Source organism: Natrinema sp. DC36 (assembly GCF_020405225.1).
Lineage (GTDB): Archaea > Halobacteriota > Halobacteria > Halobacteriales > Natrialbaceae > Natrinema.
In genome coordinates this window covers 35,862-61,898 of sequence record NZ_CP084473.1, presented here as the reverse complement: position 1 = coordinate 61,898, position 26,037 = coordinate 35,862, and the positions used below count along the sequence as shown (strand labels likewise).

Here is a 26,037-nt window from a genome sequence, read left to right as displayed (position 1 = left end):
CTATCGGGCGAACTTGTAAACCTCTGGGAATTTCAACGGAGCCGCCAATTCATATATAGCAGAAGTGAGCGGGTGGAAGTTGAGACCGCCCTTCTCAATGCATACGCGTCGTAAATCGCTCGGCAAAGAAACAGTGCCTGTCCTGATATTGGACTGGCGCCGTTCCTCGAGCACCTCTCACTGATAATCGTCTCCGCTGGTTTCGGGGGTCGCGTCGACGTCCTACTCTGTTCCACCGATCGTGAGCACGGGCACTGGTGCAGAGCGGACCGTCTTTTCGGCGACGCTTCCGAGGAGGATTCGATCCGTGCCGCGTCTTCCTGTCGTCCCCATCACGACAACGTGGATGTCGTTGGCGTCGATACAGTCGCGAATTCCCTCTGTAGGATCCCCATGTTCGATATGTTGTACTGTTTCGGTGACACCATGTGTCTCTGCATCTGTGATGATTTCCTTGACGGCTTCCGTTGCTGCCTGTTCGTGATCCTTCCCGGAGACAGACCGAATATCGAGGCCGAGCGACGCGTCATCAACGACGGAGAGGACGTGCACGGTTGCTTCGAGCGACTCCGCGAGTGCCAATCCATGTTGCGCTGCCCGGGTTGCGACAGCACTGCCATCCGTTGGGATGAGCACATTCTCGTAGGGGAACGTCAACTGCTCGTCGGGCTGCATTCTCGCGGTGAGGACGGGGACCGTGGAGAGACGGACGACTTTCTCGCTGACGCTGCCTTGGAGATACCGTGATACCCCCTTTCGCCCATGGGTGGACATCACGATCAAATCATGCTCGTACTGGTCGGCGTACTCGACAATCGTGGGCGCTGGATTCCCCTGCACGACATCAGTCTCGTACTCAACACCGAGCGTGCACAGTGTCTTGCTTGCCTCCTCGACGATGTCTTCACCTTCCTCAACGAGTGCGTCGACCACCCTGTTTTCCACGACGGTGACGCTGTCGCGCGTCGTATCTGCGACAAACAGGAGACGAATCGTTGCGTTTTCCCAGTTCGCAAGTTCACCGACGTGGTGTAGAATCTCGCTCGAGTCCTCACTGTCGTCGACCGGGACCAGGATGTTCTCGTACATACTCTCAGTATGGGGTTATACAGAGAGTACTTTCTAAGGTGTTTCCACGACGAGTCCTGTCGAGTTACCTTTCGTACTAACACCGAATGATCATCGCCCACTTGGATGCTTCACACGGAACCAACGAGACCCATCAAAAAGCCTATAGCAGCTTCTTAAACAAGGACATATAGTAGTAAATGATTCTGTCCGCCGCTCCGCTTGAGACCACTTCTTTGCGCTCCCTTCTTGCAATCAGCGTTGACGGACTCTACTCGGAAACGTCGATCACACTTATCGGCGCTGCGGTTCTCCTTGTTCTCCTCGGTCTGTCTGCGTTCTTCTCGTCGTCTGAAATTGCGTTGTTCTCGCTCGCCAAGCATCGTATCGACGCCCTCGTTGAGCAGGGAACGCCCGGTGCGGACACGGTTGCAGCCCTCAAGTCGAACCCCCACCGGCTACTCGTGACGATTCTCGTAGGCAATAACCTCGTCAACATCGCGATGTCCTCGATATCGACCGCCATCGTCGGCTTCTACTTCGACCTTGGTCCAGCGGTGCTCATCTCTACCTTCGGGATCACTGCTATCGTCCTGCTATTCGGCGAAAGTGCACCGAAATCGTACGCTGTCGAGAACACGGAGACGTGGGCGCTCCGGATTGCACGCCCGCTCAAACTCGCCGAACACGTCTTATTCCCACTAGTCATCGTGTTCGACCATCTCACACGGCTCGTCAATCGCGTGACGGGCGGACGTGCAGCGATCGAGGACTCGTACGTAACCCGCGACGAGATTCAGGAGATGATCCGGTCCGGTGAACGCGAGGGTGTCATCGACGAAGACGAACGAGAGATGTTCCAGCGCATCTTCCGGTTTCGAAGTACGATCGCCAAGGAAGTCATGACCCCACGGTTGGACATCGTTGGAATCGAGAAGACAGATACACTCCACGATGCGATCACCAGATGTCTCGAAAGCGGCCACCGTCGACTCCCCGTCTACACAGAAACGCTCGATAATATCGTCGGAACTGCAGATATACACGAACTCGCCCGTGCCCAACAACGTGGCACACCCGGCGACACTCTCGTTGGCGATCTTGAATTCCTTGACCCGCCCCAGCATGTGCCAGAGAGCAAGTCCGTTGACGAACTCCTCGAAGAGATGCAGATATCGCGAACGCAGATGGCGGTGATCATCGACGAATTCGGGACGACGGAAGGACTCGTAACGGTCGAGGACCTCACGGAGGAAATCGTCGGAGAAATCCTCGAAGGGCGGGAACAGGCACCGATTACGGAACTTGATGACTCGACAGCGCTCGTTCGCGGAGATGTCGCCATTGCGGAGGTCAACGAAACACTTGAACTTGATCTGCCAGATGGTGAAGAGTTCGAGACGATAGCAGGGCTCCTGTTCAATCGAGCAGGTCGGTTAGTCGAGCAGGGAGAAACGTTCGACTGTGACGTGGTTCGACTGCGGGTCGAATCAGTCGATGAGACCCGCATAACGCAGGTTCGGATTCAAACTGGAATGGCGGATAACCAGTCGCGTGACGGGACCGAATTCCGAGAAGAGATGTCCGACGAGCTTTCGACCGATGAGTAACCAGATGTATCCGGCACTCACCGTTGTGAACCGATTTTCTTCGAACCCACGCCCCCTCTACATCTCATTGAGTGAGGTTACAGCAGTACTAATGGAGTACGGTCACGCTGCCATTGATAGTGCGACGGGCTGGCCAGGATTAGGGATCATTTTTGTCTACTCGTTTTTGATTGCGTTCGCGCTTCCCGGCCCGAGTGAGGTTGTGCTTGCGGCACCGCTCGATCTCGGGCTGCCTCTCTGGACTCAGCTGGGAGTCATCATGGTCGTGAGCGCGACGGGGAAGGTCGTTGGCAGTCTCGTTGCGTTCCATCTCGGTCAGGAGGTGAAACAAGCGGGACCCGTCGTTCAGTGGTTACGTCGCTCTCGGTTCGATATTCTCAAGTGGTCGGAACGGCGGACGATGACGCTCGCTCGGCAGTATGGATACGGTGGCTTAGCGCTCGCACTGTGTGTGCCCTTCTTTCCAGATACCCTGTCGATCTACACATTTTCGATCCTCGAAGAAGATTATCTGAAGTTCGCAGTCGCGACGTTCGTCGGTAGTATTGGTCGACTCGTCGTCACGATCGGCTTCTTTGGCGGGGTTATTACCCTCTTCTAAGACGGGTATTTGCGCGAATCGTCACGACCGGAAGACGTGAGCTATTGGCGGCTACACCAGGAGGGAGAATCTGGTCCGTCGACAGCCGACGGGTTGAGACCGAGTCGATGCCTGTCCATCGGGTGACCCACAACGAACAAATTGACAACCATGATAACCTCTGCGAGTAGTAATGACAGCGCTAGAAGGGTCTTCTGAACAGTTCTCTGGCCTCTCAATTTCAAAAAAGACGGCTTGGTGAATCGCCATACTGCGAGAGAATTCGGTATTTTATGCACCCTCAACTATAGTAGCCACTGAAACGATTTACACGCTGATGGTACAGCTGTCGTGCGATCAGGTGCGCATTGACTTTCAGTGGCTACTATAGCCTCCAATCGCTCTAATTCCACGGATCGCTCGAGTTTATAGCGAGAATCTTTCCAACGAAATGCTCTGAGCCGTGTGATCTCGCACTGAAAGTCGACGCTGTCTAGTGATCCACCAGAGCCAAAAAGACGGCTCTGTTGGGATCACATCTTTCAGATGTGTTTTTGCGTGAAACACACGCTCACTACAGAGTATGAGATCAGCACGAACGTTTTACTCGGGGTGAACTGACGGGATCACGAAGCGTCGAATAAGTCTACTGTTCTCTCGACTGCTCGACGAGTCGATTACCAACCAGCGGTGCACCAACAACACCGCTGACGGCAATAGTAGCGCCGAAAAACGTGACCAGCAACGACGGTTTGAGGGAATACAAGAGCGCGAAGAAGCCCCTGCGAGTCCGAAAACGGCGAGACCTGCAACAACCTCTGGGCGATTCGATGGGTGAGCTGGCATCAAATCACCGACAGCACGCCAAGCGAGCCACGCACCAACAGCGCTCCCGACTGCAGCTACGCTATCGAAGGTAACTCCGTGAATCAATCCTAGCATTCCGATACCCACGGCGAACACGAGTACCCGGCCAGGGGCAGTACCGTGATCAGTGACCTTGTAGAGTGCTCCCAGAACTACTATCCCGATGACGGCTCCGACTATGACGTCAACGAGGTAGTGAACCCCAAGATGACTCTCGAAAGCGAGACAATTACGACGCCCGCAAGGGCGAGCCACGCATGCGAAAGTTTATTTTTCCGATAACGAGCGCGAATCCACCCCACACCAGCGTACTCCCGAGGGCGTGGCCGCTTGGAAACCCATACCCCCCTCCCGTCGAAATGCTAGCGAACATCCCTTGAAGGGCAGACGGAATCCATTGAATGTCCGGCGGGGTACCCGCTCCCGACGGTCGCGGGACCATGAAAGTCTGCTTAGCACTCCGACGAGAGTAACGTAGGTCAGTAAGAGTCCGAGAACGAACAGACCACGTCGCCGGTCGATCCCCCACTGCAGGAACTTGTCGCCGACGACATAGTGTACGCCGCCCAACAAAAAGAGAAACCAGACATCGCCGAGCTGGGTCAACAGCGCAAAACGGACGAGAACCGGGTCCTGTGCCAACCCGTGAAGTGTCTCGCTGATTCCGATTCGGCGGTAATCGCTGAGCATCTCTATGCGGCAGTGTGCGGCTCCGATTGCTGTTAATACTTTGACCTGTCTCTTCACTTGGTGTCGATACCAGTTTGATTACGTCCGAGTGGTGAACGTGGGCGATCGGGCTTGTTTAGACGCGTGAGATTAGTGGTGTTAGAACCTCACGGCTTGCTCGATGTTTCTGACGGCGGCCTTTAGGACGAGTTCTCTGAACTGTCCAAATCACGTTCTCGCCCGCAACGTCTCGCCAAACCGATGTTTCAATGCGAAGAAGATCGCTTCGACGATCGAGCGGCGGTGATAGACGTTCTCGTCGTGGCGAGCGTTGTGCGCTTTGTCAAGTCCATAGAACTCACGATGTTTGATTACTGGGCGGATGCCAGCATCCCTGAGTTCGTGCCGGAGCGCGTCCCAGTCGTAGCTTTTGTCGGCTGTGATTGTGGTTAACTGTGCCAAATTTCTCGTGAGTACCTGCCGTCCAACGTGGGTGTCATGGGGTTGTTTCATCGAGCAATGAATGTCGAGGATAACGCTCGTATCGCAATCGACGAGCGCCGTCGTCTTGATATCGTCAAAATTGTATCCGACACGGAGGACGTAGTGACGACTGGCTTGATGGCGTTTGAACCCAGTTGCGTCGATTGCCTGAACGTCGCCGAGTTCGTGGAGTGAGACAGACAACCGAAGCAACACCCGCCAGATCCGCATTTTGAGATCTTGTTTCCGCGTACAGACGGTCGTGAAATCCGGCAGCTGATCCACCGCAAGACCGAGTTTAGCGACGATTCCGGGCATTTCGTACAGAATATCGAGCAACCGGCGGTAGGGCTGGTTCAAATACTCTCTGAGACAGTGAATCGAGACGATCACCCAGTCAGCGTAACCGCCGTCACCCTTCTCGATCGCCGGTGCTGGCTCGCCTATGACCGCGTTCTGGGACAAATCGACGCATCGGTCGGTAAAACGGGCGAGTTGTGACGTCATACTCGTCGCTTCCTCACTCAATTCCACATAATCCCGGTCGAGATACCAATTGACCGTCGTCTAAACACGGCCTGCGCCCTCTATTCAGCACTCATGTTGAAATCTATCACTGATTGAGGGTTTCACCAGAGTCGATCCTTACTATTCCGTTTCAGTAACAATCTCAGTAGTGATCTCGAAAGCCACTGCTCGAGTCGAGAGCGTTTCGGCGATCTCCCGGCGCTGCTCGAGCGAAAGGTCGTCGCGCTCGAGGACCTGGCGTGACGCCTGGACGAACTTCGGTACGTCATCGCAAGCGCTCACCACGGCTTTCGTCTTGTTACAGTCGTAGAAGTCGGCTGCGCGTTCGATCGCGTCACGTCGGTACGCATAGTCGCTGTCGGTTCTAATTCGCATACTCGCACACACGACCCCCGAAATCCTCGTTTTTTCGGCTCACTGGACGGCCCATTTCGGCCCAAAACAGGTGGAACGTGTCGGTCATCCAGAGACAAACGCGGTCTCAAACGACCGAACGACTCGAGATATGCACACGAGGGTTCGCGTCACGTGTGCATGTTCGGGGAATGGGATTTGTCGACGTGCGACCCCAGGCAATTGAATCGGAATAGTGGTTTCCATCTTCTATTCACTCGGAGGTTGACTGAACGTCGCGATAACTACGTGTGCAAATCTCACGCTGGCACTTCTATCAGCCAGCGAGGATGTCAGTAAAGCCGTGCTGAATACACAGTGCGAATCAATCACTTTCCAGTCGCGGGTTACTATGGCTGTCTGCTGCATTCATCCTCTCTATCCACCAACAATAAGCGAACCGTCCAATGGGATAATGTTGAATCCCCGTGGAGAATCAGTAAGGGTTACTTCGTGTCATCGTTTGGTCGATACGCTGTTTCGTGTTCATCTACGAATCCGCTTAGTTCTTGGAGGTATGTTTTGAATGCAGTCACTCCGGCTTTCGTGATATGGTAGCGCGTTTCGAAGCCATTTTGAGCCCACGCGCGTCGATCCTCGACATATCCTGCCTGCTCAAGTTTCTCTGCATGTGAGGCGAGATTCCCATCCGTGAGATCCAGATGATCTCGGACGCGAGTGTACGAGACGTCTCTGTGTTTGTATAGAACCCCCATGATTCGGAGTCGAGTTGGTTGATGGATGAGTTTGAGATCCGATGGGAGATCCATTGTTATCCTCGATACGTGATGATCCAGCCGGTGACAAAATACGCGGCTCCCTGAATAAATCCGAGGGAAAAGCCTTCTCCGGTGACAGAGACATCTGCCTGGTGAATCACGATGCTTGCGAGGAGGATCACGATGCCAGCCAATACCATCGGTGTCAGCATCCATCTCGTGTTGTGCAGGAGAGAGTAGACGACGCCGATGATGACTGTGAAAATGCCACCAGAGATTCCCATGACGATGTAGATGCTTGCCCCAGAGCCAAGGATGAGGGAGACGCCAGCTGCGATCGCGAAGAACAGGATGGTGAATCCGATTCCGAGGGCGCCTCCGCCGAGTGAATTGTGGTCCTGACCGAGTGTGATCGAGTGGGTGGACCAGAGCATTGTCGTGATGACGACTGCGCCAGCGATCCATGGGAGCCAGAGGATCGAAAGTGCCAGTGAGCCGTTTTCGAGTGTGGAGAGCCACGGGTCGGCCGCCGTATAGGAGATCGGAATCGCTGCGATCGCCAGCGCAAACACCATGAGGTTCAATCCAAACACGCGTGCGGTCAGAGTTTCGTCATATCCCTCAATCTTTGAGAGCGCTTGTGCTGCTTTGCTTGCGGGGAAGTCTTGGGTCGTATCTTCCGTCATCAGTTCTTCCTTATCGCCGGATACACATATTGAAGTTGATCCTTTGTGGGGCAAAGACCGAAATGCTAGCTTTATTGGGATCGTCAGAGGGTTCCAATACCACCACGTGAAGAAGCCGAATGTAGATCTTTCCAAATCACGGGTACTCTGCCCATGCATGGCGATGAACTGGGAGTGCCGCTTGAGAATCGTGCTGTCTCTGCATCTCGAATGGTTCTGGTGGAGTTGTTGGCTTCGCAGCGTTACATCAATTTACTGTACTTACCGCTCGGTCATAGCCTGATCTCTTCCCTCGTAAGCGGACTTGACAAGACTCGTTATCAAGGTCCCATCCTCCCCTCCTGATGGCGCAGCACCGTTGTACTGTCCCGAATCGGTCAGTTTGGCTTTTCGCGAGCGTGGCGCGCGCTCTGCGCGCCGCGCAATTGCCCTGCCCCCTTAGGGGCATACTCGTGAACATGAATCGGGAATTGTGGAATTTTCCGGTAACGGGAACTCCGATTGTCTATTAAGAAGGCACCGGGGACCGTCCCGATTGTCGCAGTTGAAGTCCCGATCTCAACAACAGCTGCCACAATATGAACACAGTCGATTATCGCTCGTATTCATATTCGGAAAATCGGTTCTCTCAACAGGCGAGGACAGGCAGTTACATCGAAGTCTGGTTCTCAGAGTTCTATTCAGATAAAATCTGTATGGACCTCGCGGCAAGTACAGGGATGCGTGTATTACCAGCTTGTTCCGGTGTTACTACTCGATCTTACGTCTGTCCGAATGTGATTTTTCGGGTGAATCAACTCCGATATATCGACATCTCGGGAGTTTCCTATTTTAATATAGTCTGACGGATAAATTCTACTATTCTTTCCTCATCACTCATTTCGACTTTTTTTCCCCGCCGTCCCTCCATCTTTCTCTCGTGTCCCCACCATCGTCTTCCCCTTCTTCGGGCATTTCTCCAGTCTTCTCACTGCCTTCTCGGAGCGTCCCGCCTACTTCATCGCCACTTTCTTCGACCATCTCAGCTGTCTCCTCACCACCTTCTTCGACCATCTCAGCTGTCTCTTCGCCACTTTCTTCGACCATCTCGTCGGTCTCCTCACCACCCTCTTCGAGCTTTTTGCCCGCCTCTTCGAGAATCTTACCCGCCCCTTTGAGCATCTCACCTGCCTCCTCACCACCTTCTTCGACCATCTCACCGATCTGTTTGCTTCCCCCTTCGATCTGATCGCTGACTCCCTCGCTGGACTTTCTAATTTGGTTGGCGACGTTCTCCGTCGTCCCCTCCGTCTTTTCTGCTACTTTTTGACCACCCTTCTGGGCTTGATCAGCCGCACCGTGGGTCATTCCCCACGTACGACTTTTGATCGTGTCAGTGACTCCATGACCCTGCTTTGAGGAGCTGTCCCCCTCAGAACGGACCTTTTTGCTTACTGAATCAAACCAATCTCGGAGTACGTAACCAAGGCCGATGAGAGTGACTACCTCAATTAGACGGGAACGAGATTCCCCCTTCTCAGTAGTCATTCTCTCCTCATCGCTGGTCGCCATTTCCTCCTCGCCCCTCCTACTCTCTTCGTGTCTGGCCGTCTCCCCGTATGGAGCGATCATATCTGGCTTACTTGACATCAATTAATATCGTTGGCCCCCACAGACAGTATACTTCGGCCAGCACCAGCAAGTTGAAAAATGTCGGCAGATTGTTACCCTTCAAATATTACGTGGCGGATAATAGAAGATATGGACTGCATACGAGAGAAAAACGCGTATGTTCATTTAGTAGGATAATGTCTGGTCTAAACAGGGGATCAACGTACCGCTGGTTGGCCAATTAGTGAGCAGTACACGCTATGCACTGGGCATTCACTCTTCCACATTGATTGCCTCTCAGCACGTGCCACATTCGCGTCTTGTATTCAGCACGCGATCCCGGATATCTTTCAGTCCTGATAGACCGTCCAGCGTTCAATAAGCACCTGTACTTACCGCTCGGTTATGTCTAATTCTCACCCTCCTAAGCAGACTCGACAACACTTCTTATCGAAGTCCCACCCTCTCCTACCAGAGGGTGAGAGCTGTTGTACTGTCTCGAATCGGCCGGTTCAATTTTTCACTTGCGCGGCGCGCAGAGCGCGTGCCGCGCAATTGCCCTGCACCCTTAGGGGCATTTACGGCAATCTCTCCTCTTTCGTTCAGGTAGACGATTTTGAGTAGGCTAATACCAAGACATGCGTATCTAACGCTGGCACTTTTACCAGCTATCGGTGATGTTGCCAGAGTCGTGCTGAATACAGCGCGCGTATCGGTTACTGGCCTCTTGATGTGAGCTAATCAAGTCGGTAAGTACCGTGGACGAGTTTGTCGGTCGTTTCAGGGTTGCCCCGTTCTAGACGTTCTCGTAGAGCAGGTCGATGTGCCTTTATTCTTCACACGTTACTGACGTGTACTACCGTCGATGGCACCGTAGTGATCATCGTGAAACTGCTAACAATCCCGCGAACAACCGGTAGGCTGTCCGACAACGGTTTTTAACCAAAGGGTTAAGTATTCACCCGCCATCCATTCAACCGGATGGTAGAACGACTGCCGGATGATCTCGATCTCGACGCCGTCTTCCAGGCGCTAGCTCACTCCATCCGTCGGGACATCCTCGAACGGGTAGCCGACGGACCAGAGAGCGTCAGTGCCCTGGCCGAACCGCACGACGTCTCCCTCGCCGCCGTCTCGAAGCACCTCCATGTACTGGAGGACGCCGGCCTGATCGACATTGAGAAGGACGGCCGCGTTCGCCGCTGCCACCTCAACGCTGCGCCCCTGAGCGCCGCGTTTGGATGGCTCACCCGGTACCGCGTCTTCTGGGAGGACCGGTTCGACGCGCTGGCCATCCACTTGGAGGAAGAAGATCAATGACAAGCAACGGCAACGGCGATGACGGACAGCAGACCGACAAGCAGAGCATGACTGTGAGCCGCGTCATCAAGGCGTCTCCCGAGCGGGTCTACGAGGCCTTCGTTAATCCCGACGAGCTCGCCCAGTGGCTCCCGCCAACCGGCTTCTCCGCCGAGGTCCACCACCTCGAACCTGAGGTGGGCGGGACGTACCGCATGACGTTCACGGGCGAGACCGAGGAGCTCGCCGAGTACGGCTCGACCTTCGGCGGCACCTACCTGGAGCTCGATCCCGGCGAACGCATCGTCTACACGGACGAATTCGAGACCGACGACCCTGAGATGGCCGGCGAGATGACGGTGACGGTCACCTTCGAGGCTGTCCCCGAGGGAACCGAGGTCACCGCCCGCCAGGAGGGAATCCCCGAGGCCATCCCACCGAGTGACGCTAACGAAGGGTGGACCGACTCGCTGTCGAACCTCGCAGAACTGGTGGAGGGGACATCGTGACGCTCGAACCGGTTGCCCCGGAACCGGCACTCCCGCCCGTACTCGACGCCTCATCGGCCACCAGCAGGGGATCGAAGTGATGCTGGAAGACAAGGTCGCAGTGATCTACGGCGCTGGCGGGTCGATCGGCGGCGCCGTCGCCCGCACCTTCGCTCGTGAAGGGGCCCGGGTCTTCCTCGCCGGTCGAACCGAGGCGACGCTCGACGCCGTCGCCGACGAGATTCGTTCACACGGTGGTGACGTGGACACTGCCATCGTCGATGCCCTGGACGAGCAGGCCGTCGACGAGTTCGTCGACGGGGTGGTCGAAGAGACCGGCCGCTTGGACGTCTCGTTCAACCTCGTCACGTACGGGGACGTCCAGGAACCGTTGCTTGACATCTCGGTCGAGGACTTCACCCAGCCGATCACGACTGCGACGCGAACGCAGTTCCTGACGACGAGGGCGGCCGCACGGCACATGATCGAGCGAGAATCCGGCGTGATCCTGACGTTCGGCGGCGGGGGTTCCCAGACGCCGTCCGGGTTGGGCGGCTTCAAGGTCGCTCTTGACGCTCTAGAGAGCCTTCGCCGACAATGGGCAGTCGAACTCGGAGAACACGGCGTTCGAGTTGTCACCCTGAAAACCGGAGGCATTCCCGAAACCATTCCCGAGGAGGTTTCAGGACGTGACAAAATCGTGGCTGACATCGAGAGCGGAACCTTGCTGTGTCGAGCCGCGACACTGGAAGACGTGCAAAGTGTTGCGGCCTTCGTCGCCTCGGACAAAGCCCGTTCTATGACTGCAACGGAGGTCAACATCTCCTGTGGTGCACTGATGGACTAAGTGTATCACAGACTAACGACGACTTCGCTTCGCTACCACCGTTGTTCTACCACAGAGGACGTGAAACGAGCGACTCCCGTTTGCTGAATATATCCTCTGGGCCTTGTTTGAACGCGTAATTTCACAGGTGTGAGTCCTCGATGGCGCGTTCGATGTTGCGGACGGCTGATTTCATGACAAGTTCACGGAATTGGCCGAACCAGGTTCTCGACCAGAGCGTATCACCGTATCTGCGTCGGAGCCCGAAAAACACCGATTCAGCGTTCGAACGCTGGTGATACGCCCGATCCTTGATGAGTGAATTTCTCGCCCAACCCCGCAACCCAGGATCTCGTTTCGGAATCAGTGGTATGATACTTTCCGCACGCAACCTCGTACGAAGCTCCTCCCAGTCGTAGCCCTTATCGGCAGCGACAGTCGTCAATTCGTCTAAATTCCGCACTAACACCTGCCAGCCGACCTGTGTATCATGCGGTTGTTTCATCGAACAATGTATGTCGATAATCGCACTGGTTTCACAATCGATGAGCAGCGTCGTCTTCACTGCCTCGAACGTATAGTCCGTCCGTTTTGCGTAGTGCTGGCTGGCCTGAACGCGATCGACGCCGGTTGCGTCGATTGCTTGGATATCACCGAGTTCGTACAAGTCAACCGAAGAATCAAGAATTGCTCGCCACCGCTTCATCGGGATTTCTTGTTTTCGTGTACAAACAGTCGAGAAGTGCGGCAACGTCTCAGCCGTCAGCTCAAGCATTTTCGCAACTCGCGGCATCTCTTTAAGGACATCGAGCAGTTTCCTGTAGGGATGTCCGAGATACTCTTTCAACCCCTGAACGGCGAGAATTACCCAATCAGCGTATCCGTCCTTGCCCGGACGATAGGCCGGTTCAGGATCTCCAGCGACGGCTTTTTGAGCAAGCGATACAACGGTTTTCGTGAAGCGGGCGGTCTTGGTTTGCACACCCAACTCGTCCCGCTTCATTTCCTAGTAGATTTGGCATTTCCCTGGATCTACTAGCACGACGATACTAATACGATCGGCTCTACACAGCTGAAGTTTGAGCGTCTAAACAAGGCCTATCCTCTGTATTCAGCACGCGGTTTCTGCTATCTCCCAGATAAATCGATTGTCGCTCTGCCACTACTTTACCAGCATTGAACACTGACTAAGCTGCCAAATTGCGATATAACCGCACCCCCGTTTCGTTTGGATCAACTGGAGATTTTTCGCGCGGAGGAGGGGTGGAGCACTGTAATTTTTTGGCTCAGTCCCCTTGGGGACACGGCCCGCTGAGACAGGAAGTCCGCTCGAGCGATCTCCCGCTAGTTCTGGTTAGCACGGTCCCATCCACGGCTATCACCGCTGTAACGTCTCTGTACCGTTCTGTATCGGCCAGTTCGTCTTACCAGCAGCGCGGCGCGCGCTCTGCGTGCCGCGCAATTGCCCTGCCTCCTTAGGGGCATTTGAAGCGGTCTCCCCTCTTTCATCCAGGTAGACGATTTCGAAGAGGCTGATAACAAGACACACGTACTGACCTCTGTTTGTTTGACTGCCTCCTACAGTGATTCCGCATCCAAATATTGTTCAGTCGGTATTTGACCAATCTCTTCCAAAATTTCATCCCAATATTCGACATCCGCGGCCTCAACTTCCAGGTTACTGATGGCTGAAATTGCTATACGAAACTACAAGGCGTGAAGAGGGTTTTAACAGAGCCAGCAGATTATAAATACACTATTCTCAGCTATAATTCAATATATACTAGCTACTATGCGGATCTACCTAAAACTACAGGTAATTACTAGCGGGAAGGTAAATAAATGTAATATTGGGAACATTTATAGCCAAGTATACAAATATCAAATTAGATGAAGAAAGAAGATAAGCGACCTACGGAAGTTTCGAAGACAATCAACCGCCGCGCGGTATTGAATAGTTTGGGAGCAACTGCAGGAGCCAGTATCGCCGGCTTGGGGATGTCAAGCAACGCTAAAGCGAAGTCTAGCTCGTCCTCTGAGAGAGCAGAAAAACTGTCAAGCGGTGAAGCTCGCAAGATGGCCGGGAAGCTTCGTGCAACAGACAAATTTGAGAAATTCAAGGAGGTCCTCCGTGACAAGTTGTCTGCTGTCCCGGTTAGTGATGACGTAGAGGCGGCAGTCGTTGAGTTGGAATCGGGCTCGCCGGTGACTGTTGTCAAATATAACGTGAACAAGACTGGTGGCAAGAGCCCTCACGAGACAATTAAGTTCGCGTTGGCTCAGGACAACAAATCGCAGGAGGTTCGAGGCTTAATACAGGTGCTTGATCATCAACCGTCCGGTGACAATATACATCTTACCGTCTTCGAATCCAACGAGCAGGGCGTTATCGAAAGCGAAAGTCGTCTGATCGAGCCGAAGAAGGACAAAACTTCACTAGCTAATGGGCCAAGCGATGTTGGAGGAACTGTCACGACCCAATCGCTGGAGTGCGACATTTGCACAGGCATTGGAGACATTCTCTGTAGTCTGGGGTGTGGTCTAGGATCACTAGCGGCTTGCGCAGTGGCGGGATTCACCGGCCCTCAGAGTTCCCTCATCTGTGGAGCGATCGCGACGAGCTTCTGCGCAATCATACCGACTATTAATAGTATGGTATCGGGAACTGCTTGTACCCCTGTTCAGAACATAACGTTTGCCTGTGAATATGAGGGTTACTGTTAAATTTATACTATAGGGCGTTCCAATTCTAACATGACTCACTCATGAAGATTGTAACCGTCGCTATTGGGCTCTTATTACTCGCCCTGCTCATAGCAACACCGATCCAGATGCTATTGGGGCGGGGCTTAATAGAAGCACTGGTAAACAGTATTGCAATCGGTATCGGATCTTCGATAGGCGCGATTATAATGTACGTGTACGTACCTTCAGAATAGTCGCATTAGGCTTTGTTGAGGTCCTATTCATCAGGCGCTACAGTATGAAATATCAAATAATTGAATAAATCGCACAACGTACTCTAAATGACATTCCATAGTACTGGAAATGTAATACATAGGCGATACCTTGATGTAAAAAGGCTACCGTGGCTGTGAGGGGAGAGAACCTTCGATATAGGAATTATGTTTCCAAATAGTATATTCGCACGTAGAGTGAGCAGTAGTTTCACGGGATTAGGTATCTAAAGAAGAGGGTTTCAACAGAGCCCAATTTCTCAACGGCTAATTCGTATATCCATCCTTTCTTTTTGGCGTTCTGATCAATCAAATCGCAGTCAGCAATCTGTGAGAGTGTGATCGTGATTAATGCTGAACGAGGGGCTATTCAGAACTTGAGTTCAATCTTGTCCGCCTCGCCAAACTGTGTACTTCAACCCGGCAAAGGGCCGTTTGAAACACCGACTCTCACGCTATTGACTGACTCGAGCGTCGCTTTACCCTTGCGGGATTTGAAAACTCTCGAGGTTGCGGCTGCGCGCGCAGCGAAGTTCTCGTGAGCAGAGCGAACGAGAACTGGGAAGACGAACACAGTGAGTCTTCTCGAGCGAGCACGGAGCGGAGGGTGGGGAGGAGGGGTTTGGGTCGGTCTGGCAGAAGCAAAAAGAAAACCAGGTCACCCACTTACGCATCCCACCATCGACCGCGCACGGGGAATTGAATCGTGCTCCATCCGGTAACGGCCACGGAGACACGTCCCTCGTACCAGTTCCGTGCAGCCCCATGAATGCGTACTTGTTCGCCTTCCTCGATCCACGGCGCTCCTGATTTTTCCCAGATCGTCACTTGAGCCTGGCCACTGTCGTCGGCTATGAGCCCGACCTGTGCGATGCTTGGATGCGATGGATCCCAGAGTGTCTCGACACGTCCCTCAATGCTCACCTTCTGTCGGCTCACCTCTTTGAGTTTCCCGATCGGTATGATCTGTCGTGGCGCTGTCTGCAACTCCTCGAATACACTGACGACTGCACCCGTGAGATCCTGACCGTCGACGACCGCCTCGGCCAGCCGCCGACTGATTGCTGCTCGAGACCAGCCATCGAGCTTTTCGGCCAACCGCATCGACTGTTCGTTCATGGCCGCTAGTTGTGATCGTGTTTCTCCGCGCTACATTCGCACATATAGTTACCGAATCATCCAATCCGTCTCACCCAAATATCTGAATGTGCCTCATGGCGCCAAGAACTCGCTGCTGGAAGTACGGTCAGAGGGACCGTATCAGAAGCAGAAGGTGCATACAGATATGAGGCAACCATTCGATCGGGAGTAACCGAGTTCACTCTGGAATCGTTTCCTCGAGTTTTGGAGGAAGTCGCTGAAGGCAGGTTTCCAGAAAGCTTATCGGCGCTTCTGCTTCGAGATGCCCTGGTTCGTGGGCTAATTCCTCATCGGTCTCGATCTGGAAATGGGTTGTCCCAAGTTCTTCGTGATCATCGTCTTTGTGCCATCCCAAGCTGACTACGTCATCAGCCCACTGAACACGCTGAACATCAATGTCGGCACGTGGCCGCCATGTGACCTCGAAGGTGGCCTGCTGCCGTGGGAATTCTTCGCCTAAGAATATCTCAGTCTCGACGTCAGCAACGACAGATCGAGGACGGAGTCGAGATGGTCGATACCGAACATCAGAAAACCCCGGTTCTTTTTCGAGTCGTTCTTTAAGGCGACGAAGTCCTTCGCGCCGAGTGAATCCTCGGCCTCCAGCAAGAAAGAGTACCATCGTCTCCTCTTAGCCCTCTTGGGGAAGCGTGTCTGAACCACGATTTGCGAGACGCGGATCTGCATCAAGTCGCGTTAGTGAACTCTGAAGGCTGATCGCGAGCTGAAGTGCTTCACGCACCTGAATGTTGTATTCCCATTCTTCGATCATTTCGAGGCGCTCGCGTCGATCGGCAGCTGACAGATCTTCATGTCCAATGCTCTGTCGAAGTTTTTCGAGAGATTCAACATTATACGTTGACTTCCACGAGTCGATTTCCTCACCAATCGCATGCAGTTCATTAGTGAGTTCGTCTACTGACTGCTTTTCAGCAAGGGACCGAACTTCACGGAGGAATTGCGTGATCTCGTCGGGCTTGTAGCATGTGCCGTCGGCTGTTTCAATGGCCTCGAGCTCTCCTTGATCAGCCATCCGATCAAGGTATTTAACAGCCGTATCTCTCGAGACATCCGCCTCTTCAGCGATCCAGCCAGCATTCCGTGGTGCCGTTCGCGTTAAGGCGACATGCCTGACACGGTCTGCACTATCCATCTCTTCTGGCCACACCTGTGATCGGTCGCTCATTGCTCGCTTTATGACCTCTGTGAACTAATAGTTTAGTATCGGTCAGAATTATTTTGCACCCTGATGCTGGAAGCACAGTCAAGTCGAAGATACTAGGTGATGCGTACTGGAGTCAGTGACCTACGTCCAACAACAGGCTGGAGTACCGACAGCTGGTGACTACCTCTTGCTGGTCCGTCGACCTGTTCGTAGTTCCCGCGTTGGTTCGTCGTAATGGCGCTTCTTGAAGCTCTCGCCAACCGTATCGGCAGCGATGTACTGCGTCAGTTTAATTCCCCAGACGTTCGACGACCGATACTCAGCACCGACGTCTGCATGCGTGAGTTCGACGAGAACACACTCGACGAACGAAATGAGTGACTCTCGACTCCGATCGTTCGGAACGCGCAACTTGAGGCCGGACCAGGGTGGTTCAGTGGGCTGTCGGTGGACTGGTGCTCGATCGATACCACGGTCTCGTGGGTGCTGTCACTCAGGTTCGATCGCCCCGCCCCCATCCCGGGGCGAGAAAACACTCCGATGAGACGGTTTAGGATGTGCGCAGCCCTGACTGTACCGAACGCTACGAATCTCTCTGAGAGCCGTCCTTGCACTAGTCAGTCAGCGTTCCGGCTCCAGTCGCTCAATATGTGTAATTCGGTCGTCTATCGGGGGTGTGTAGACAATATGCGTGTCCAGCAGTGGCGGATTCGGCGTATAGCTCTCTCGTATAGCCTTCCTGGGGATTGTTCATCAGCCATCTCTGTCATCCGGATGTCTCTGAGTGCGCGTAACCATTGGCAATTTGGTGTGGACCCTCGAGAAGCTTGGCTGCGTATCTATCTGCCCGATACTCTAACTGTCGACGAGCCCACGCAAAGACAACTCGTCCAACGAGCACTGCGCTACCGACAATCAGAAACAGCATCCAGTGGTGCCGCACAAAATACCGAAAAGAGAAGAGAGACAGAGCTGTTAGCACTACCGTCCCAACCAGGGAGACAACTGCATGGTTTTCGTTGACGTGCCCTAGCTCATGAGCTGCAATCATTGCGATGTATTCGTCGTCAAGTGCTTCAAACGAGTGCTCATTGATTAGAATGACTTTGTAAGCCGGAAAGACGCCGGCAGCAATTCCGTTGATCGTCTGTCCGAACTCACCAGTAACTACTCGAAATGCAATATCTCGGTCGGCACCTATCTCACATGCAGTGCGTTCTCGCTCGTTCAAGGGTTGTGTTGCGACATGGGTCCGAAAGAAGGTTCCCGACATCGCGACCATCCTTGCAAGAAGGAACACCGCAACAGACCAAATCTCGCTCGGTTGGTACATTAGCTTGTTTTCAGTCCACTTTTGGAAGTCAGCTCACTCTGTGAGGAGGAAGCCGAACAGAGTGTCCATCAGAGCTACTTCTTTCTTCTGACGACGAACCGCTTTGCACGAGTCCAGAGCGAACCGTGATCGAGAGACGAATCAATGTCTGTCTCGCGCTCTGAACGCTGATCGTGCTGCTCAAGTCGTTCCTCACAAGTTGCCAATCGATCGCGAAGCGTTCGATTGGTCGCTTCGAGTTCATCGATACGCTCGTTCTTTTGCTCGAGCGTCGCCTCGAGCTCAGACACACGCTCACTCAATAACTGGTTTTTCTCGGCTAGATACGCTGCTCGCGTCCCTTCAGTCCCACCAATGGTCTGCTCAGTTGCCGATGACTGTCCATCTTGAGCGGGTTCCTGTATAGTCGTCTGCCCTTGCTTCCCCGTCTGCTTCACACGCGACGCCTTGCTGCTCGAAGGATCATAGCATCGTCTGTGTTCGCGATTGCTCGGTCGATGGTCTTCTCGCCGTATGTTGATCCATCCGCGTAATGGACCTCATCCCATTTGTCTCGAAGCAGTCCTGACTGCCGGAAAAGTTGGTCGACTCGAGCAGCGTCACCACCGGTCCAGAACGCCAGCAAACAACACAGCGCCATATCTGCTTCCGACTGACTCTCGTAGCCGGCAATCGAGCCACGCCACAACCGCTCGAACTTCTCGCCGTTCGATGCGTTCCGCGCTCGCTCAAGCAGTTCTTCATCCTCAAGCGTCACGCTCTGGCTGGTCTCATGCGTAGAAGCCTGCTGTATTCCTACTTGAGTCTCGTTGTGAGACGGCTCTGTCTCGGCGATATACTCGGTATACACGCTCTCGAGTGCAGCAGGTCGCTCTGTTACCTGCAGTGGTGTTGTCTCGACATGGTCACCAGTCACAGTGAAGAACCGTGCTGTCTCATACATCTCGACGGATCCACGTCGACTCCGGTCTCCAGGGAGAGACCCCCGGACGATAACGTGATAGCCTGTTCCCGACGGTGACACCTCTGTAAACGACTCGAGTTCGCGGAGCTCTCGCTGGGCCTGCCGTTCGAGAGCGTTTGCCCGACGACAGCGATCGATTCTCCCGTCATCGACGATGTCGTTGTCATCGATCGTGAAGCGCTTGCCACGGTGGTCGATCTGCTCGAGCATCAGTACCTATCTTCCTGAGCCGCGTCTCGAGCGTCCGCCTGCAGATAGTCATATCGGACTTCATAACTTCCGAGCAGAACTGGCCAGCGTATCCTCCGAGAAAACGGCGTATTCGCACGAGGAAGGGGCCGTCCTCCGATAGCTGGCCGAACTAGCTACTCGTCGCTCGAGTCGAATCCATCGACATATTGATCTTCCCACTCGCGCCGGGCCTCGAGCTCGCGCTGGCCGCGGGCAGTGATCGTGTAGTAGTTCGTTCGCTTATCGAGTTCACCTTTCTCGACGAGACCCTTGTCGACGACTTCGTCGAGGTTGGGATACAGCCGGCCGTGATGGATCTCCGTCTCGTAGTAGTTCTCGAGTTCGTCTTTGATCGCAAGACCATGGGGCTCATCTTGGCCGGCGATCACATATAAGACATCACGCTGAAAGCCAGTTAAATCGTACATATCGAAATTATTGGATATGGTGTTATAAGGGTTCCGAGAACTGGTGAAAGGAAAACGCGCGCTTCAGGGACAGCATGTGCGTGAGAAACGAGTCTCAGATTCTGACAAAATCACAGCGGACGACTCGCTCATTCACTGTCGAGTGCTGTCTCGACCTCATCCTCGAGGTTGTCCATGGTCTGTGGGCCAAAGCGAACCTCAACACCGGCCTCAGTGAGAATCTCTGTCATCTCCCAGCGGGTAACGCCAGCCCGCTCTGCAGCCTTCCCAAGGAAAATTTCACCGAGAACGTAGAACCCGATAGTAGTGGCGAACTCCTCAGTGTGGTCGATATGGGGGCTGCAATGATCAGTTGTCACGGGTTATAGGTGTGTACTCGAGCGGCAGCGTCATTAGTGTGTCCTCGTCTGGCGTGGCCGATTTGAGTTGACTGGCAATTCCTGAATATGCCAGTAACGAGTGTGTTTCGAGAGGCTGCTACTCCATACTACGAGTGCCCAGCTCAGCTATCGATCCAAGAAGCGAGGACTATAGTAACCATTAGAACGTTTCACTCCGGTATTATCGTTGAAGTCTCCACACTATTAGTGTCATCTATTTATTAATAATCCGCTGAATACGCTCCATCTCGCTTCCGAACACTCTCTACGCGTACGATGCGTTCTTCCGATTGGAGTCGACACCCCAGTCGATAGGTCCCAACTCGTAACTTCTTGTACGGCGAATTAGTCAATGGCTTAAGGAAGTCAGCTGGCTCGCGCCACTCCGAGGACACGACATCATCGAGTTTCGTGATGATCCGGTCCTGTGTTTCTGTAGTTGACATCCTCCCCGCCCTAAAGGGCGAGGATTCCCCGAAGGGGATATTCAGGTTGCACGTTTCCTCGGTTCTCAAGTACGCTCTCGCGTGGAACGTCGAAGGTCGCCACCGAGTTGGCCCGTGGCTGCGACTAGCAGCTGCGCTCATAGCAACAGGATCTACCGGAAACAACCAGGCCGTGCAGATGGGCCACCGCTCGAGCAGCAAGCGCTTTCTCAGACAACTCCGTAGGATTTACTAGCTGTTGTTCTTCCGGACGGGGACGCCGTAATCGATGTGGACTTCCGGTGTGCTCGGTGATTCGGCTGCAGTGGTTCCGTTCCAATCGAGAACATGCACGTTCGCCAGTTCTCCAGAAAACCGGAACCGTTGGACTCCGGTTTCGATCGTCCCCTCGACAGCATGTTCCGAGACTACTATGGTTTTCTCGAGCGGGTCAGCCTCAACTGGTTCGATATCACCATCGACGCTAATTTCGTAGTTGGATGGCACTCCACGACCGATTACTGTAACGATATTTGTCATCGTTCTCTCACTTGGCATACAGTGGTAGACTCAATTTTGCCAGTATAAGCCTTATCATTGGCAAAACGGTCGGAATTTCCAACGCTCTCGAACGAACGAATATGGGTTGGACTACAACTCGACGTACTGATCTTCCCACTCTCGTCTACTCTGGATTGCTTGCTCTCCTGCGTCGCTGATCGCGTAATAGTTCGTCCGTCGATCGAGTTCGCCCTTCTCGACCAACTCCTTGTTGACAAGCGTGTCGAGGTTTGGGTACAGCCGGCCGTGATTGATCTCGCTCTCATAATACTCATCTATATTCTCCTTGACACCTTGGCCGGACGGGCGGTCGGCGCCTGCGATCACGTACAGGAGGTCTCGTTGGAAGCCGGTGAGGTCATCCATATTACGAGAGTATTCAACGATGCTGCATTTGACTTCTTTCAACGGAGTATTGTATGTCTTCGCACTGTGAAGGTAGAATGTTGTGCCCTGGTGGATATGTTTTACGCTCAATCAAATAGTGAAAATTGTAGCGGAGGGTGGTTCGTTTACCAACTGTGGATAGCGTACCTACCTGGCTTAGGTGCAAGAATGAAGAGTTATTCCTGAGATATTGTCCTTCGACCTCTCGTGAGGGACGAACAACGCCACAATCGCGTCGAACTGAGCAGCCACTCGAGTGGTCTCGTCTCTGCCTTCTCTGCTACTGTGGGTGCGGCCCGACTGGACGGCTCTGTAAAAGTCACACTTCTCGTGGACACGAGAGCGAATGCCATCCTTGATCTTCACGTGACGACGACCAGAAAACATGACTCGAAGATCGCACCGTCACTCATCAAGTGGAACACCGGTGAGGTGGCGATTCTCCTCGGTGACAAGGGCTATGACGACCAGAAGATTCGAGCGTTAGCCCACGAGGAGAATCTACGCCCGCTTATCAAGCACCGCGAGTTTTCGTCGCTCCACAAAGCGTGGAACGCTCGACTTGACGCTGACCTCTACGGACAGAGAAGTCAGAAGGAGACAGTTAACTCTCGCCTCAAGCGGAAGTACGGTGCGTTCATCCGCTCACGCCACTGGTGGAAACAGTTTCGAGAACTCGCCATCACCTGCCTCACGCACAACCTCGACCGATCACTCTAATCGGTAGATACAGATTGTCCCCGTCACGGATGTTCCCCAGATAGCCTGCTATAGCAGGTCCTAGGTTTACTCGGCGATGGACACCCCCCATGACATATGAGGTTTGACCTGACCGAGGATCAACGGGCTCTTCGAGATGAGGTTCGGGTGTTCACAAAAGAAGAGATCGAACCAAAGGCGAGAGACCTTGACCGGGAGGAGGAGTATCCGAGCACGATCTTGGACGAACTCGGCGAACGCCGTTTGACGGGCGTGACGATCCCGGAAGAGTACGGGGGACGGGGCGAAGGCTTCGTCGAGCTCGCGTTAGTGATCGAAGAGCTATCGGCTGGGCTGATGTCCGTGGCGAGCACCATCGGACTCCATCTCGGAGTTGCGGAAGTCGTCGAGCGCTTCGGAACCGAGGCGCAGCGCGAGGACTTCCTCCCCGAGATGGCGTCCTTCGACACTGTCGGCGCTCTCGGCTTGAGTGAGGCGAACGCAGGGAGTAATAAACTGGAGATGGAGACTACCGCCGAACGTGACGGCGATGAGTGGGTTCTCAACGGCCATAAGCAGTGGGTGACGAACTTCTTCGATACGGACTACGTCCTCACGTACGCGAAGACCGGTCCCGATGAGGACACGCCACACAACATCAGTACGTTTCTCGTCCCGACCGACGACTTCGAAGTCGAGACGGTGTGGGAGACGCTGGGCGCGAACAGTGTGAAGTCCCCGCGCGTCTCTCTCTCGGATGTTCGTGTTCCCGATGATCGACTCATCGGCGAACAGGGCGAAGGCTACGTCCAGCGTGGAGAGCTACATACTGGCGTGAATGTCCCCGCTCGCGGCGTCGGTATCGCCCGCGCTGCCCTCGAAGACACGGTGGCCTATACGAGCAGTCGTGAGCAGTACGGCCAGCACATCAGCGACTTCCAAGGAGTCGGCTGGGAAGTCGGCAAGATGGCCGAACGAGTCGATACCGCCCGGTTGCTCACCCTCCGCGCAGCCGACCGTGCAGATCGCGGACACGACGTCACACGCGAGTTCAGTATGGCGAAAATCAATGCGACACAAGCCGCCGTGGACAACGCTAACGAGGCAATGCAACTCCACGGTGGTATCGGTTACACTACGGAACACGATGTCGAGCGGTATCTGCGTGATGCGAAACTCCTCACGATTGCCGGCGGCCCGAACGAAGGTCACAAGAACACGCTCGCTGAGGCAGCCTTCGAGCAACACGACGACTGAGGCAATCGAGCAGCTGTGTCTCACTGTTCACGGAACCGTTATCCAGTTGTCAATAGAGTTCTAAACTACAATCGATTACGATGACATCTCCTGAGCGATCTGACGAAGCGCTTCATGTATCTATCGACCTCTGGTACCCTGATTGCTGGGAGATCGAAATTACGGAGCGTCTCGATGTCGGGATTCTCGGCTATGGAATCTATATGACTGGCAGCGAGGTTACGACGCTCTTCACAATCTACGCGGACGATCACGAATCGGTTACAGAGGGAATTGAGGCCATTCGCGCGTCTGAAAATGTTCATTCTGTCTCCCAGATGGCGTCTGGCTTCCGGCAGACCTCGATTCCGAAGCCAGGAAATGCAACGCGCGAGCTCCTTGTCGTTCACGATGGGCGAAAGCAGATCAGCCAGCCGCTCACCTCTCGTGGGTTCGTGTGTACAGGACCGATCGACATTCGGGGTGGGCGGGAGTATTGGAGTCTCGCAACGAACCATGACCGGGAGACGGTTCAGGTCAAGCTTGATGAGGTTCGTGAGCAGATGAGTGCGGAGATTAATGTGCGGAGTATGAAGCAGCAGAGCCCTGGAACTGCGCCGACCACACTTCCGGTGGATCAGTTCACGAAGCGCCAGTTAGAGGTATTCCAGTTCGCTCGTGAGCAGGGGTATTACGAGTACCCGAAGGAAACGACAGCTGGCGAATTGGCGGATGAATTGGAAATTACCACATCAACGCTCCACGAACACCTTCACAAGGTGGAGGCGGTCTTACTAGGGAGAAACGGTCTGACGCGACTCGCATAGTGTCCTTCGAAAGCTGTGTTCGGCGATCTACCTAACACCCGTTTTACCATAAATAGTGTCTAACTAATAGGATTTCAACAGAGCCGAAATTCTCGATATTGCTGTCAGTGACCGGCCCATACGAAATTCCCGTTGTAGTGTCTCTGAGTTGCGTTGTCGCGGTGGTAGCCGCCACGCTTGAACCAGCAGCTAGAACTGAAACGAGAACGAGTGCCGCGATCGCGACCGCAGTAAGTCGGCGCATTGAGTGATAGTATCAGTGATATCGGATAAACATCTATGATTTTGTGAATTAGCTCCCGCACCCCTCCGCTGTAGCGTATCCTCACTCACGCCCGCGAGGAGTGCCTCATGCAGATCGTCGACGGGAATCTGACCACTATCCACGGCGCCACGCTCTGGGTGAGACCCCTGATCACTGTACGCCGAGTCGGGAACCGGATCGTCGACACCATGAGCTCGGTCAAACTCAGGGACGTCCTGTAGATCGGGCTCGTCTGGCGTCATCGATCGAGTACCTCGACGTCGGGATTCGCACCAGCTGGCCCAGCGACCGCTTTCGCACGCTCGAGTCCGCGAAGCTCTTGCTGGGCCTGCCGTTCGAGGGCGTCTGCCCGACGACAGCGGTCGATTCTCTCGCCATCGACGACATCGTTGTCATCGATCGTGAAGCGCTTGCCACGGTGGTCGATCTGCTTGAGCATCAGGGTGCAGCCTCCTGAGCCATATCTCGAGCGTCCGCCTGCAGGTGTTCGTACCGGACCTCACAGCTATCTGAGCAGAACCAGCCAGTGTATCCTGCCTGATCGCGAGTGGGTGCCGAACACCTCGGCATTCGGCACGCGTTGCCGTCGGTCATCTGGCGACACCTCGCTTCAGGAACTGAGTCGTCTCTGCGTTTGGCGACGCTGTTGCTACATCAGGTGTTCGCATGGATTGCTGCGGTGGGCTTCAGTTGAACCCCCACACCCCTTTTCGGGGCGACAAACCGTATCGAGCGAACGACCAGTTCAACTCGCAGTGTATCAGTAGATAGTGGCACGGTTTCTTTATTCAGAAAGATTCCTGAAACCGGATCGCCTAATTCGGTAATTCCAGATGTAGAGTGACCGCTGAGGATCCTACCCTTTTCAAATGATGTCTGGCGAGTTGTGCTGCATACAGGGCGCGTATCTTGCAGAAACAGGAGGTTTCGATCGGGGCTATTGAATTGGCCGGTACAGGGAAGAACTCGTTGTCCGCTTGCGGACTTCACTAATCAAACCAGTCGGTGATCCCCTACACGAGTGGGGTCGCATCGTCACCGAACCTACTTCCATATGTCTCAATGACTTTCGTAACGGTGACCTCATATGCATCGTACCACTCCATCCACCGCTGTTTCGCGCGTTTGTGGTCCGCATCCGCTCCAAACGACTCGATTGCGTCCAACGACTCCCAGTAGTGTTTCACTCGCCCACGAACAAGACGCTTCCACTCGGAGCATACAACGGTTAGC

Annotated in this window: 23 protein-coding genes and 5 pseudogenes; 11 read left to right on the top strand and 17 right to left on the bottom strand. The window is 54.1% G+C overall.

Features of this window, described 5'->3' with window-relative positions:
- Positions 1 to 222: 222 nt before the first annotated feature.
- A complete protein-coding gene (locus LDH74_RS21345; protein ID WP_226042779.1) occupies positions 223 to 1,089 on the bottom strand; it encodes a universal stress protein in 867 nt (288 codons plus the stop codon).
- A gap of 215 nt (positions 1,090 to 1,304) precedes the next feature.
- On the opposite strand from LDH74_RS21345, the gene LDH74_RS21340 reads away from it, so the two are divergent.
- Complete coding sequence (locus LDH74_RS21340; protein ID WP_226042778.1) at positions 1,305 to 2,678, top strand: hemolysin family protein; 1,374 nt, start codon at positions 1,305 to 1,307, stop codon at positions 2,676 to 2,678.
- A gap of 91 nt (positions 2,679 to 2,769) precedes the next feature.
- Positions 2,770 to 3,279, top strand: coding sequence for a VTT domain-containing protein (locus tag LDH74_RS21335; protein ID WP_226042865.1), 510 nt, complete (start codon positions 2,770 to 2,772; stop codon positions 3,277 to 3,279).
- A 1,674-nt stretch (positions 3,280 to 4,953) separates the two neighbouring features.
- On the opposite strand, the pseudogene LDH74_RS21330 reads toward LDH74_RS21335, so the two are convergent.
- The 4 genes and pseudogenes from LDH74_RS21330 to LDH74_RS21310 all read right to left on the bottom strand — a co-directional run bounded on the left by LDH74_RS21330 (position 4,954) and on the right by LDH74_RS21310 (position 9,232).
- Positions 4,954 to 5,784, bottom strand: a pseudogene (locus LDH74_RS21330) (IS5 family transposase).
- A 141-nt stretch (positions 5,785 to 5,925) separates the two neighbouring features.
- Positions 5,926 to 6,180, bottom strand: a complete 255-nt coding sequence (locus tag LDH74_RS21325; protein ID WP_226042777.1) for a hypothetical protein — start codon at positions 6,178 to 6,180, stop codon at positions 5,926 to 5,928.
- 790 nt (positions 6,181 to 6,970) lie between these two features.
- Positions 6,971 to 7,603 carry a hypothetical protein gene (locus LDH74_RS21315; protein ID WP_226042775.1) on the bottom strand — a complete coding sequence of 211 codons (633 nt, stop codon included), beginning with the start codon at positions 7,601 to 7,603 and terminating at the stop codon, positions 6,971 to 6,973.
- 876 nt (positions 7,604 to 8,479) lie between these two features.
- The gene (locus LDH74_RS21310; protein WP_226042774.1) at positions 8,480 to 9,232 is read right to left on the bottom strand and encodes a hypothetical protein; all 753 of its coding nucleotides are present in this window, start codon (positions 9,230 to 9,232) and stop codon (positions 8,480 to 8,482) included.
- Positions 9,233 to 10,174: 942 nt separating this feature from the next.
- Between LDH74_RS21310 and LDH74_RS21305 the strand changes: the two genes are divergently transcribed.
- The 3 genes from LDH74_RS21305 (at position 10,175) to LDH74_RS21295 (ending at position 11,827) form a co-directional block, all read left to right on the top strand.
- Positions 10,175 to 10,513, top strand: a complete 339-nt coding sequence (locus tag LDH74_RS21305) for a metalloregulator ArsR/SmtB family transcription factor (RefSeq protein ID WP_226042773.1) — start codon at positions 10,175 to 10,177, stop codon at positions 10,511 to 10,513.
- Positions 10,510 to 11,001, top strand: coding sequence for an SRPBCC family protein (locus tag LDH74_RS21300; RefSeq protein WP_226042772.1), 492 nt, complete (start codon positions 10,510 to 10,512; stop codon positions 10,999 to 11,001). The genes LDH74_RS21305 and LDH74_RS21300 overlap by 4 nt, the downstream gene beginning before the upstream one ends.
- Before the next feature lie 79 nt (positions 11,002 to 11,080).
- The gene (locus LDH74_RS21295) at positions 11,081 to 11,827 is read left to right on the top strand and encodes an SDR family oxidoreductase (protein ID WP_226042771.1); all 747 of its coding nucleotides are present in this window, start codon (positions 11,081 to 11,083) and stop codon (positions 11,825 to 11,827) included.
- Between the two features lie 121 nt (positions 11,828 to 11,948).
- Here the strand turns inward: LDH74_RS21295 and LDH74_RS21290 are convergent, their stop codons facing one another.
- The gene (locus LDH74_RS21290) at positions 11,949 to 12,809 is read right to left on the bottom strand and encodes an IS5 family transposase (RefSeq protein WP_226042755.1); all 861 of its coding nucleotides are present in this window, start codon (positions 12,807 to 12,809) and stop codon (positions 11,949 to 11,951) included.
- A gap of 887 nt (positions 12,810 to 13,696) precedes the next feature.
- Here LDH74_RS21290 and LDH74_RS21285 point away from each other — a divergent pair.
- Entirely contained in the window at positions 13,697 to 14,530 is an 834-nt protein-coding gene (locus LDH74_RS21285) for a hypothetical protein (protein ID WP_226042770.1), read from the top strand.
- A gap of 899 nt (positions 14,531 to 15,429) precedes the next feature.
- On the opposite strand, the pseudogene LDH74_RS21280 reads toward LDH74_RS21285, so the two are convergent.
- The 3 genes and pseudogenes from LDH74_RS21280 to LDH74_RS21270 form a co-directional block, all read right to left on the bottom strand.
- Positions 15,430 to 15,903: pseudogene (locus LDH74_RS21280) on the bottom strand (OB-fold nucleic acid binding domain-containing protein); the annotation flags it as partial.
- A gap of 178 nt (positions 15,904 to 16,081) precedes the next feature.
- Positions 16,082 to 16,525 carry a hypothetical protein gene (locus LDH74_RS21275; protein WP_226042769.1) on the bottom strand — a complete coding sequence of 148 codons (444 nt, stop codon included), beginning with the start codon at positions 16,523 to 16,525 and terminating at the stop codon, positions 16,082 to 16,084.
- Positions 16,526 to 16,534: 9 nt separating this feature from the next.
- Positions 16,535 to 17,089, bottom strand: a complete 555-nt coding sequence (locus LDH74_RS21270; protein WP_226042768.1) for a hypothetical protein — start codon at positions 17,087 to 17,089, stop codon at positions 16,535 to 16,537.
- Positions 17,090 to 17,302: 213 nt separating this feature from the next.
- On the opposite strand from LDH74_RS21270, the gene LDH74_RS21265 reads away from it, so the two are divergent.
- Positions 17,303 to 17,449 carry a hypothetical protein gene (locus LDH74_RS21265; protein ID WP_226042767.1) on the top strand — a complete coding sequence of 49 codons (147 nt, stop codon included), beginning with the start codon at positions 17,303 to 17,305 and terminating at the stop codon, positions 17,447 to 17,449.
- Positions 17,450 to 17,834: 385 nt separating this feature from the next.
- Here LDH74_RS21265 and LDH74_RS21260 read toward each other — a convergent pair whose 3' ends face one another.
- The 6 genes and pseudogenes from LDH74_RS21260 to LDH74_RS21235 form a co-directional block, all read right to left on the bottom strand.
- Entirely contained in the window at positions 17,835 to 18,401 is a 567-nt protein-coding gene (locus LDH74_RS21260; protein ID WP_226042766.1) for a M48 family metalloprotease, read from the bottom strand.
- A gap of 74 nt (positions 18,402 to 18,475) precedes the next feature.
- Positions 18,476 to 19,443 (bottom strand): annotated as a pseudogene (locus LDH74_RS21255) (hypothetical protein); the annotation flags it as partial.
- Positions 19,444 to 19,730: 287 nt separating this feature from the next.
- Positions 19,731 to 20,024 (bottom strand): PadR family transcriptional regulator, encoded by a 294-nt coding sequence (locus LDH74_RS21250; RefSeq protein WP_226042765.1) that lies wholly within the window; start codon positions 20,022 to 20,024, stop codon positions 19,731 to 19,733.
- A gap of 128 nt (positions 20,025 to 20,152) precedes the next feature.
- Positions 20,153 to 20,383, bottom strand: coding sequence for a UPF0175 family protein (locus LDH74_RS21245; protein ID WP_226042764.1), 231 nt, complete (start codon positions 20,381 to 20,383; stop codon positions 20,153 to 20,155).
- Between the two features lie 698 nt (positions 20,384 to 21,081).
- Complete coding sequence (locus tag LDH74_RS21240) at positions 21,082 to 21,387, bottom strand: hypothetical protein (RefSeq protein ID WP_226042763.1); 306 nt, start codon at positions 21,385 to 21,387, stop codon at positions 21,082 to 21,084.
- Positions 21,388 to 21,480: 93 nt separating this feature from the next.
- Entirely contained in the window at positions 21,481 to 21,756 is a 276-nt protein-coding gene (locus LDH74_RS21235; RefSeq protein WP_226042762.1) for a PadR family transcriptional regulator, read from the bottom strand.
- Positions 21,757 to 22,089: 333 nt separating this feature from the next.
- On the opposite strand from LDH74_RS21235, the pseudogene LDH74_RS21230 reads away from it, so the two are divergent.
- The 4 genes and pseudogenes from LDH74_RS21230 to LDH74_RS26525 form a co-directional block, all read left to right on the top strand.
- Positions 22,090 to 22,497: pseudogene (locus LDH74_RS21230) on the top strand (transposase); the annotation flags it as partial.
- Between the two features lie 96 nt (positions 22,498 to 22,593).
- Complete coding sequence (locus tag LDH74_RS21225) at positions 22,594 to 23,733, top strand: acyl-CoA dehydrogenase family protein (protein WP_226042761.1); 1,140 nt, start codon at positions 22,594 to 22,596, stop codon at positions 23,731 to 23,733.
- A gap of 80 nt (positions 23,734 to 23,813) precedes the next feature.
- Entirely contained in the window at positions 23,814 to 24,539 is a 726-nt protein-coding gene (locus tag LDH74_RS21220) for a helix-turn-helix domain-containing protein (RefSeq protein ID WP_226042760.1), read from the top strand.
- 351 nt (positions 24,540 to 24,890) lie between these two features.
- Positions 24,891 to 25,025: a hypothetical protein gene (locus tag LDH74_RS26525; RefSeq protein WP_255681010.1), complete on the top strand. Its 135-nt coding sequence runs from the start codon at positions 24,891 to 24,893 to the stop codon at positions 25,023 to 25,025.
- A gap of 17 nt (positions 25,026 to 25,042) precedes the next feature.
- Here LDH74_RS26525 and LDH74_RS21215 read toward each other — a convergent pair whose 3' ends face one another.
- Complete coding sequence (locus tag LDH74_RS21215; RefSeq protein WP_226042759.1) at positions 25,043 to 25,243, bottom strand: hypothetical protein; 201 nt, start codon at positions 25,241 to 25,243, stop codon at positions 25,043 to 25,045.
- Between the two features lie 574 nt (positions 25,244 to 25,817).
- A pseudogene (locus tag LDH74_RS26685) lies at positions 25,818 to 25,985 on the bottom strand (antibiotic biosynthesis monooxygenase); the annotation flags it as partial.
- Positions 25,986 to 26,037: the final 52 nt, after the last annotated feature.

Excerpts from the sequence above, each read along its gene's own strand:
- LDH74_RS21345 (WP_226042779.1), bottom strand. The coding sequence starts at position 1,089 with ATGTACGAGAACATCCTGGTCCCGGTCGACGACAGTGAGGACTCGAGC.
- LDH74_RS21335 (WP_226042865.1), top strand. The coding sequence starts at position 2,770 with ATGGAGTACGGTCACGCTGCCATTGATAGTGCGACGGGCTGGCCAGGA.
- LDH74_RS21325 (WP_226042777.1), bottom strand. The coding sequence starts at position 6,180 with ATGCGAATTAGAACCGACAGCGACTATGCGTACCGACGTGACGCGATC.
- LDH74_RS21315 (WP_226042775.1), bottom strand. The coding sequence starts at position 7,603 with ATGACGGAAGATACGACCCAAGACTTCCCCGCAAGCAAAGCAGCACAA.
- LDH74_RS21310 (WP_226042774.1), bottom strand. The coding sequence starts at position 9,232 with ATGTCAAGTAAGCCAGATATGATCGCTCCATACGGGGAGACGGCCAGA.
- LDH74_RS21305 (WP_226042773.1), top strand. The coding sequence starts at position 10,175 with ATGGTAGAACGACTGCCGGATGATCTCGATCTCGACGCCGTCTTCCAG.
- LDH74_RS21300 (WP_226042772.1), top strand. The coding sequence starts at position 10,510 with ATGACAAGCAACGGCAACGGCGATGACGGACAGCAGACCGACAAGCAG.
- LDH74_RS21295 (WP_226042771.1), top strand. The coding sequence starts at position 11,081 with ATGCTGGAAGACAAGGTCGCAGTGATCTACGGCGCTGGCGGGTCGATC.
- LDH74_RS21290 (WP_226042755.1), bottom strand. The coding sequence starts at position 12,809 with ATGAAGCGGGACGAGTTGGGTGTGCAAACCAAGACCGCCCGCTTCACG.
- LDH74_RS21285 (WP_226042770.1), top strand. The coding sequence starts at position 13,697 with ATGAAGAAAGAAGATAAGCGACCTACGGAAGTTTCGAAGACAATCAAC.
- LDH74_RS21275 (WP_226042769.1), bottom strand. The coding sequence starts at position 16,525 with ATGGTACTCTTTCTTGCTGGAGGCCGAGGATTCACTCGGCGCGAAGGA.
- LDH74_RS21270 (WP_226042768.1), bottom strand. The coding sequence starts at position 17,089 with ATGAGCGACCGATCACAGGTGTGGCCAGAAGAGATGGATAGTGCAGAC.
- LDH74_RS21265 (WP_226042767.1), top strand. The coding sequence starts at position 17,303 with ATGGCGCTTCTTGAAGCTCTCGCCAACCGTATCGGCAGCGATGTACTG.
- LDH74_RS21260 (WP_226042766.1), bottom strand. The coding sequence starts at position 18,401 with ATGTACCAACCGAGCGAGATTTGGTCTGTTGCGGTGTTCCTTCTTGCA.
- LDH74_RS21250 (WP_226042765.1), bottom strand. The coding sequence starts at position 20,024 with ATGTACGATTTAACTGGCTTTCAGCGTGATGTCTTATATGTGATCGCC.
- LDH74_RS21240 (WP_226042763.1), bottom strand. The coding sequence starts at position 21,387 with ATGCCAAGTGAGAGAACGATGACAAATATCGTTACAGTAATCGGTCGT.
- LDH74_RS21235 (WP_226042762.1), bottom strand. The coding sequence starts at position 21,756 with ATGGATGACCTCACCGGCTTCCAACGAGACCTCCTGTACGTGATCGCA.
- LDH74_RS21225 (WP_226042761.1), top strand. The coding sequence starts at position 22,594 with ATGAGGTTTGACCTGACCGAGGATCAACGGGCTCTTCGAGATGAGGTT.
- LDH74_RS21220 (WP_226042760.1), top strand. The coding sequence starts at position 23,814 with ATGACATCTCCTGAGCGATCTGACGAAGCGCTTCATGTATCTATCGAC.
- LDH74_RS26525 (WP_255681010.1), top strand. The coding sequence starts at position 24,891 with ATGCAGATCGTCGACGGGAATCTGACCACTATCCACGGCGCCACGCTC.
- LDH74_RS21215 (WP_226042759.1), bottom strand. The coding sequence starts at position 25,243 with ATGCTCAAGCAGATCGACCACCGTGGCAAGCGCTTCACGATCGATGAC.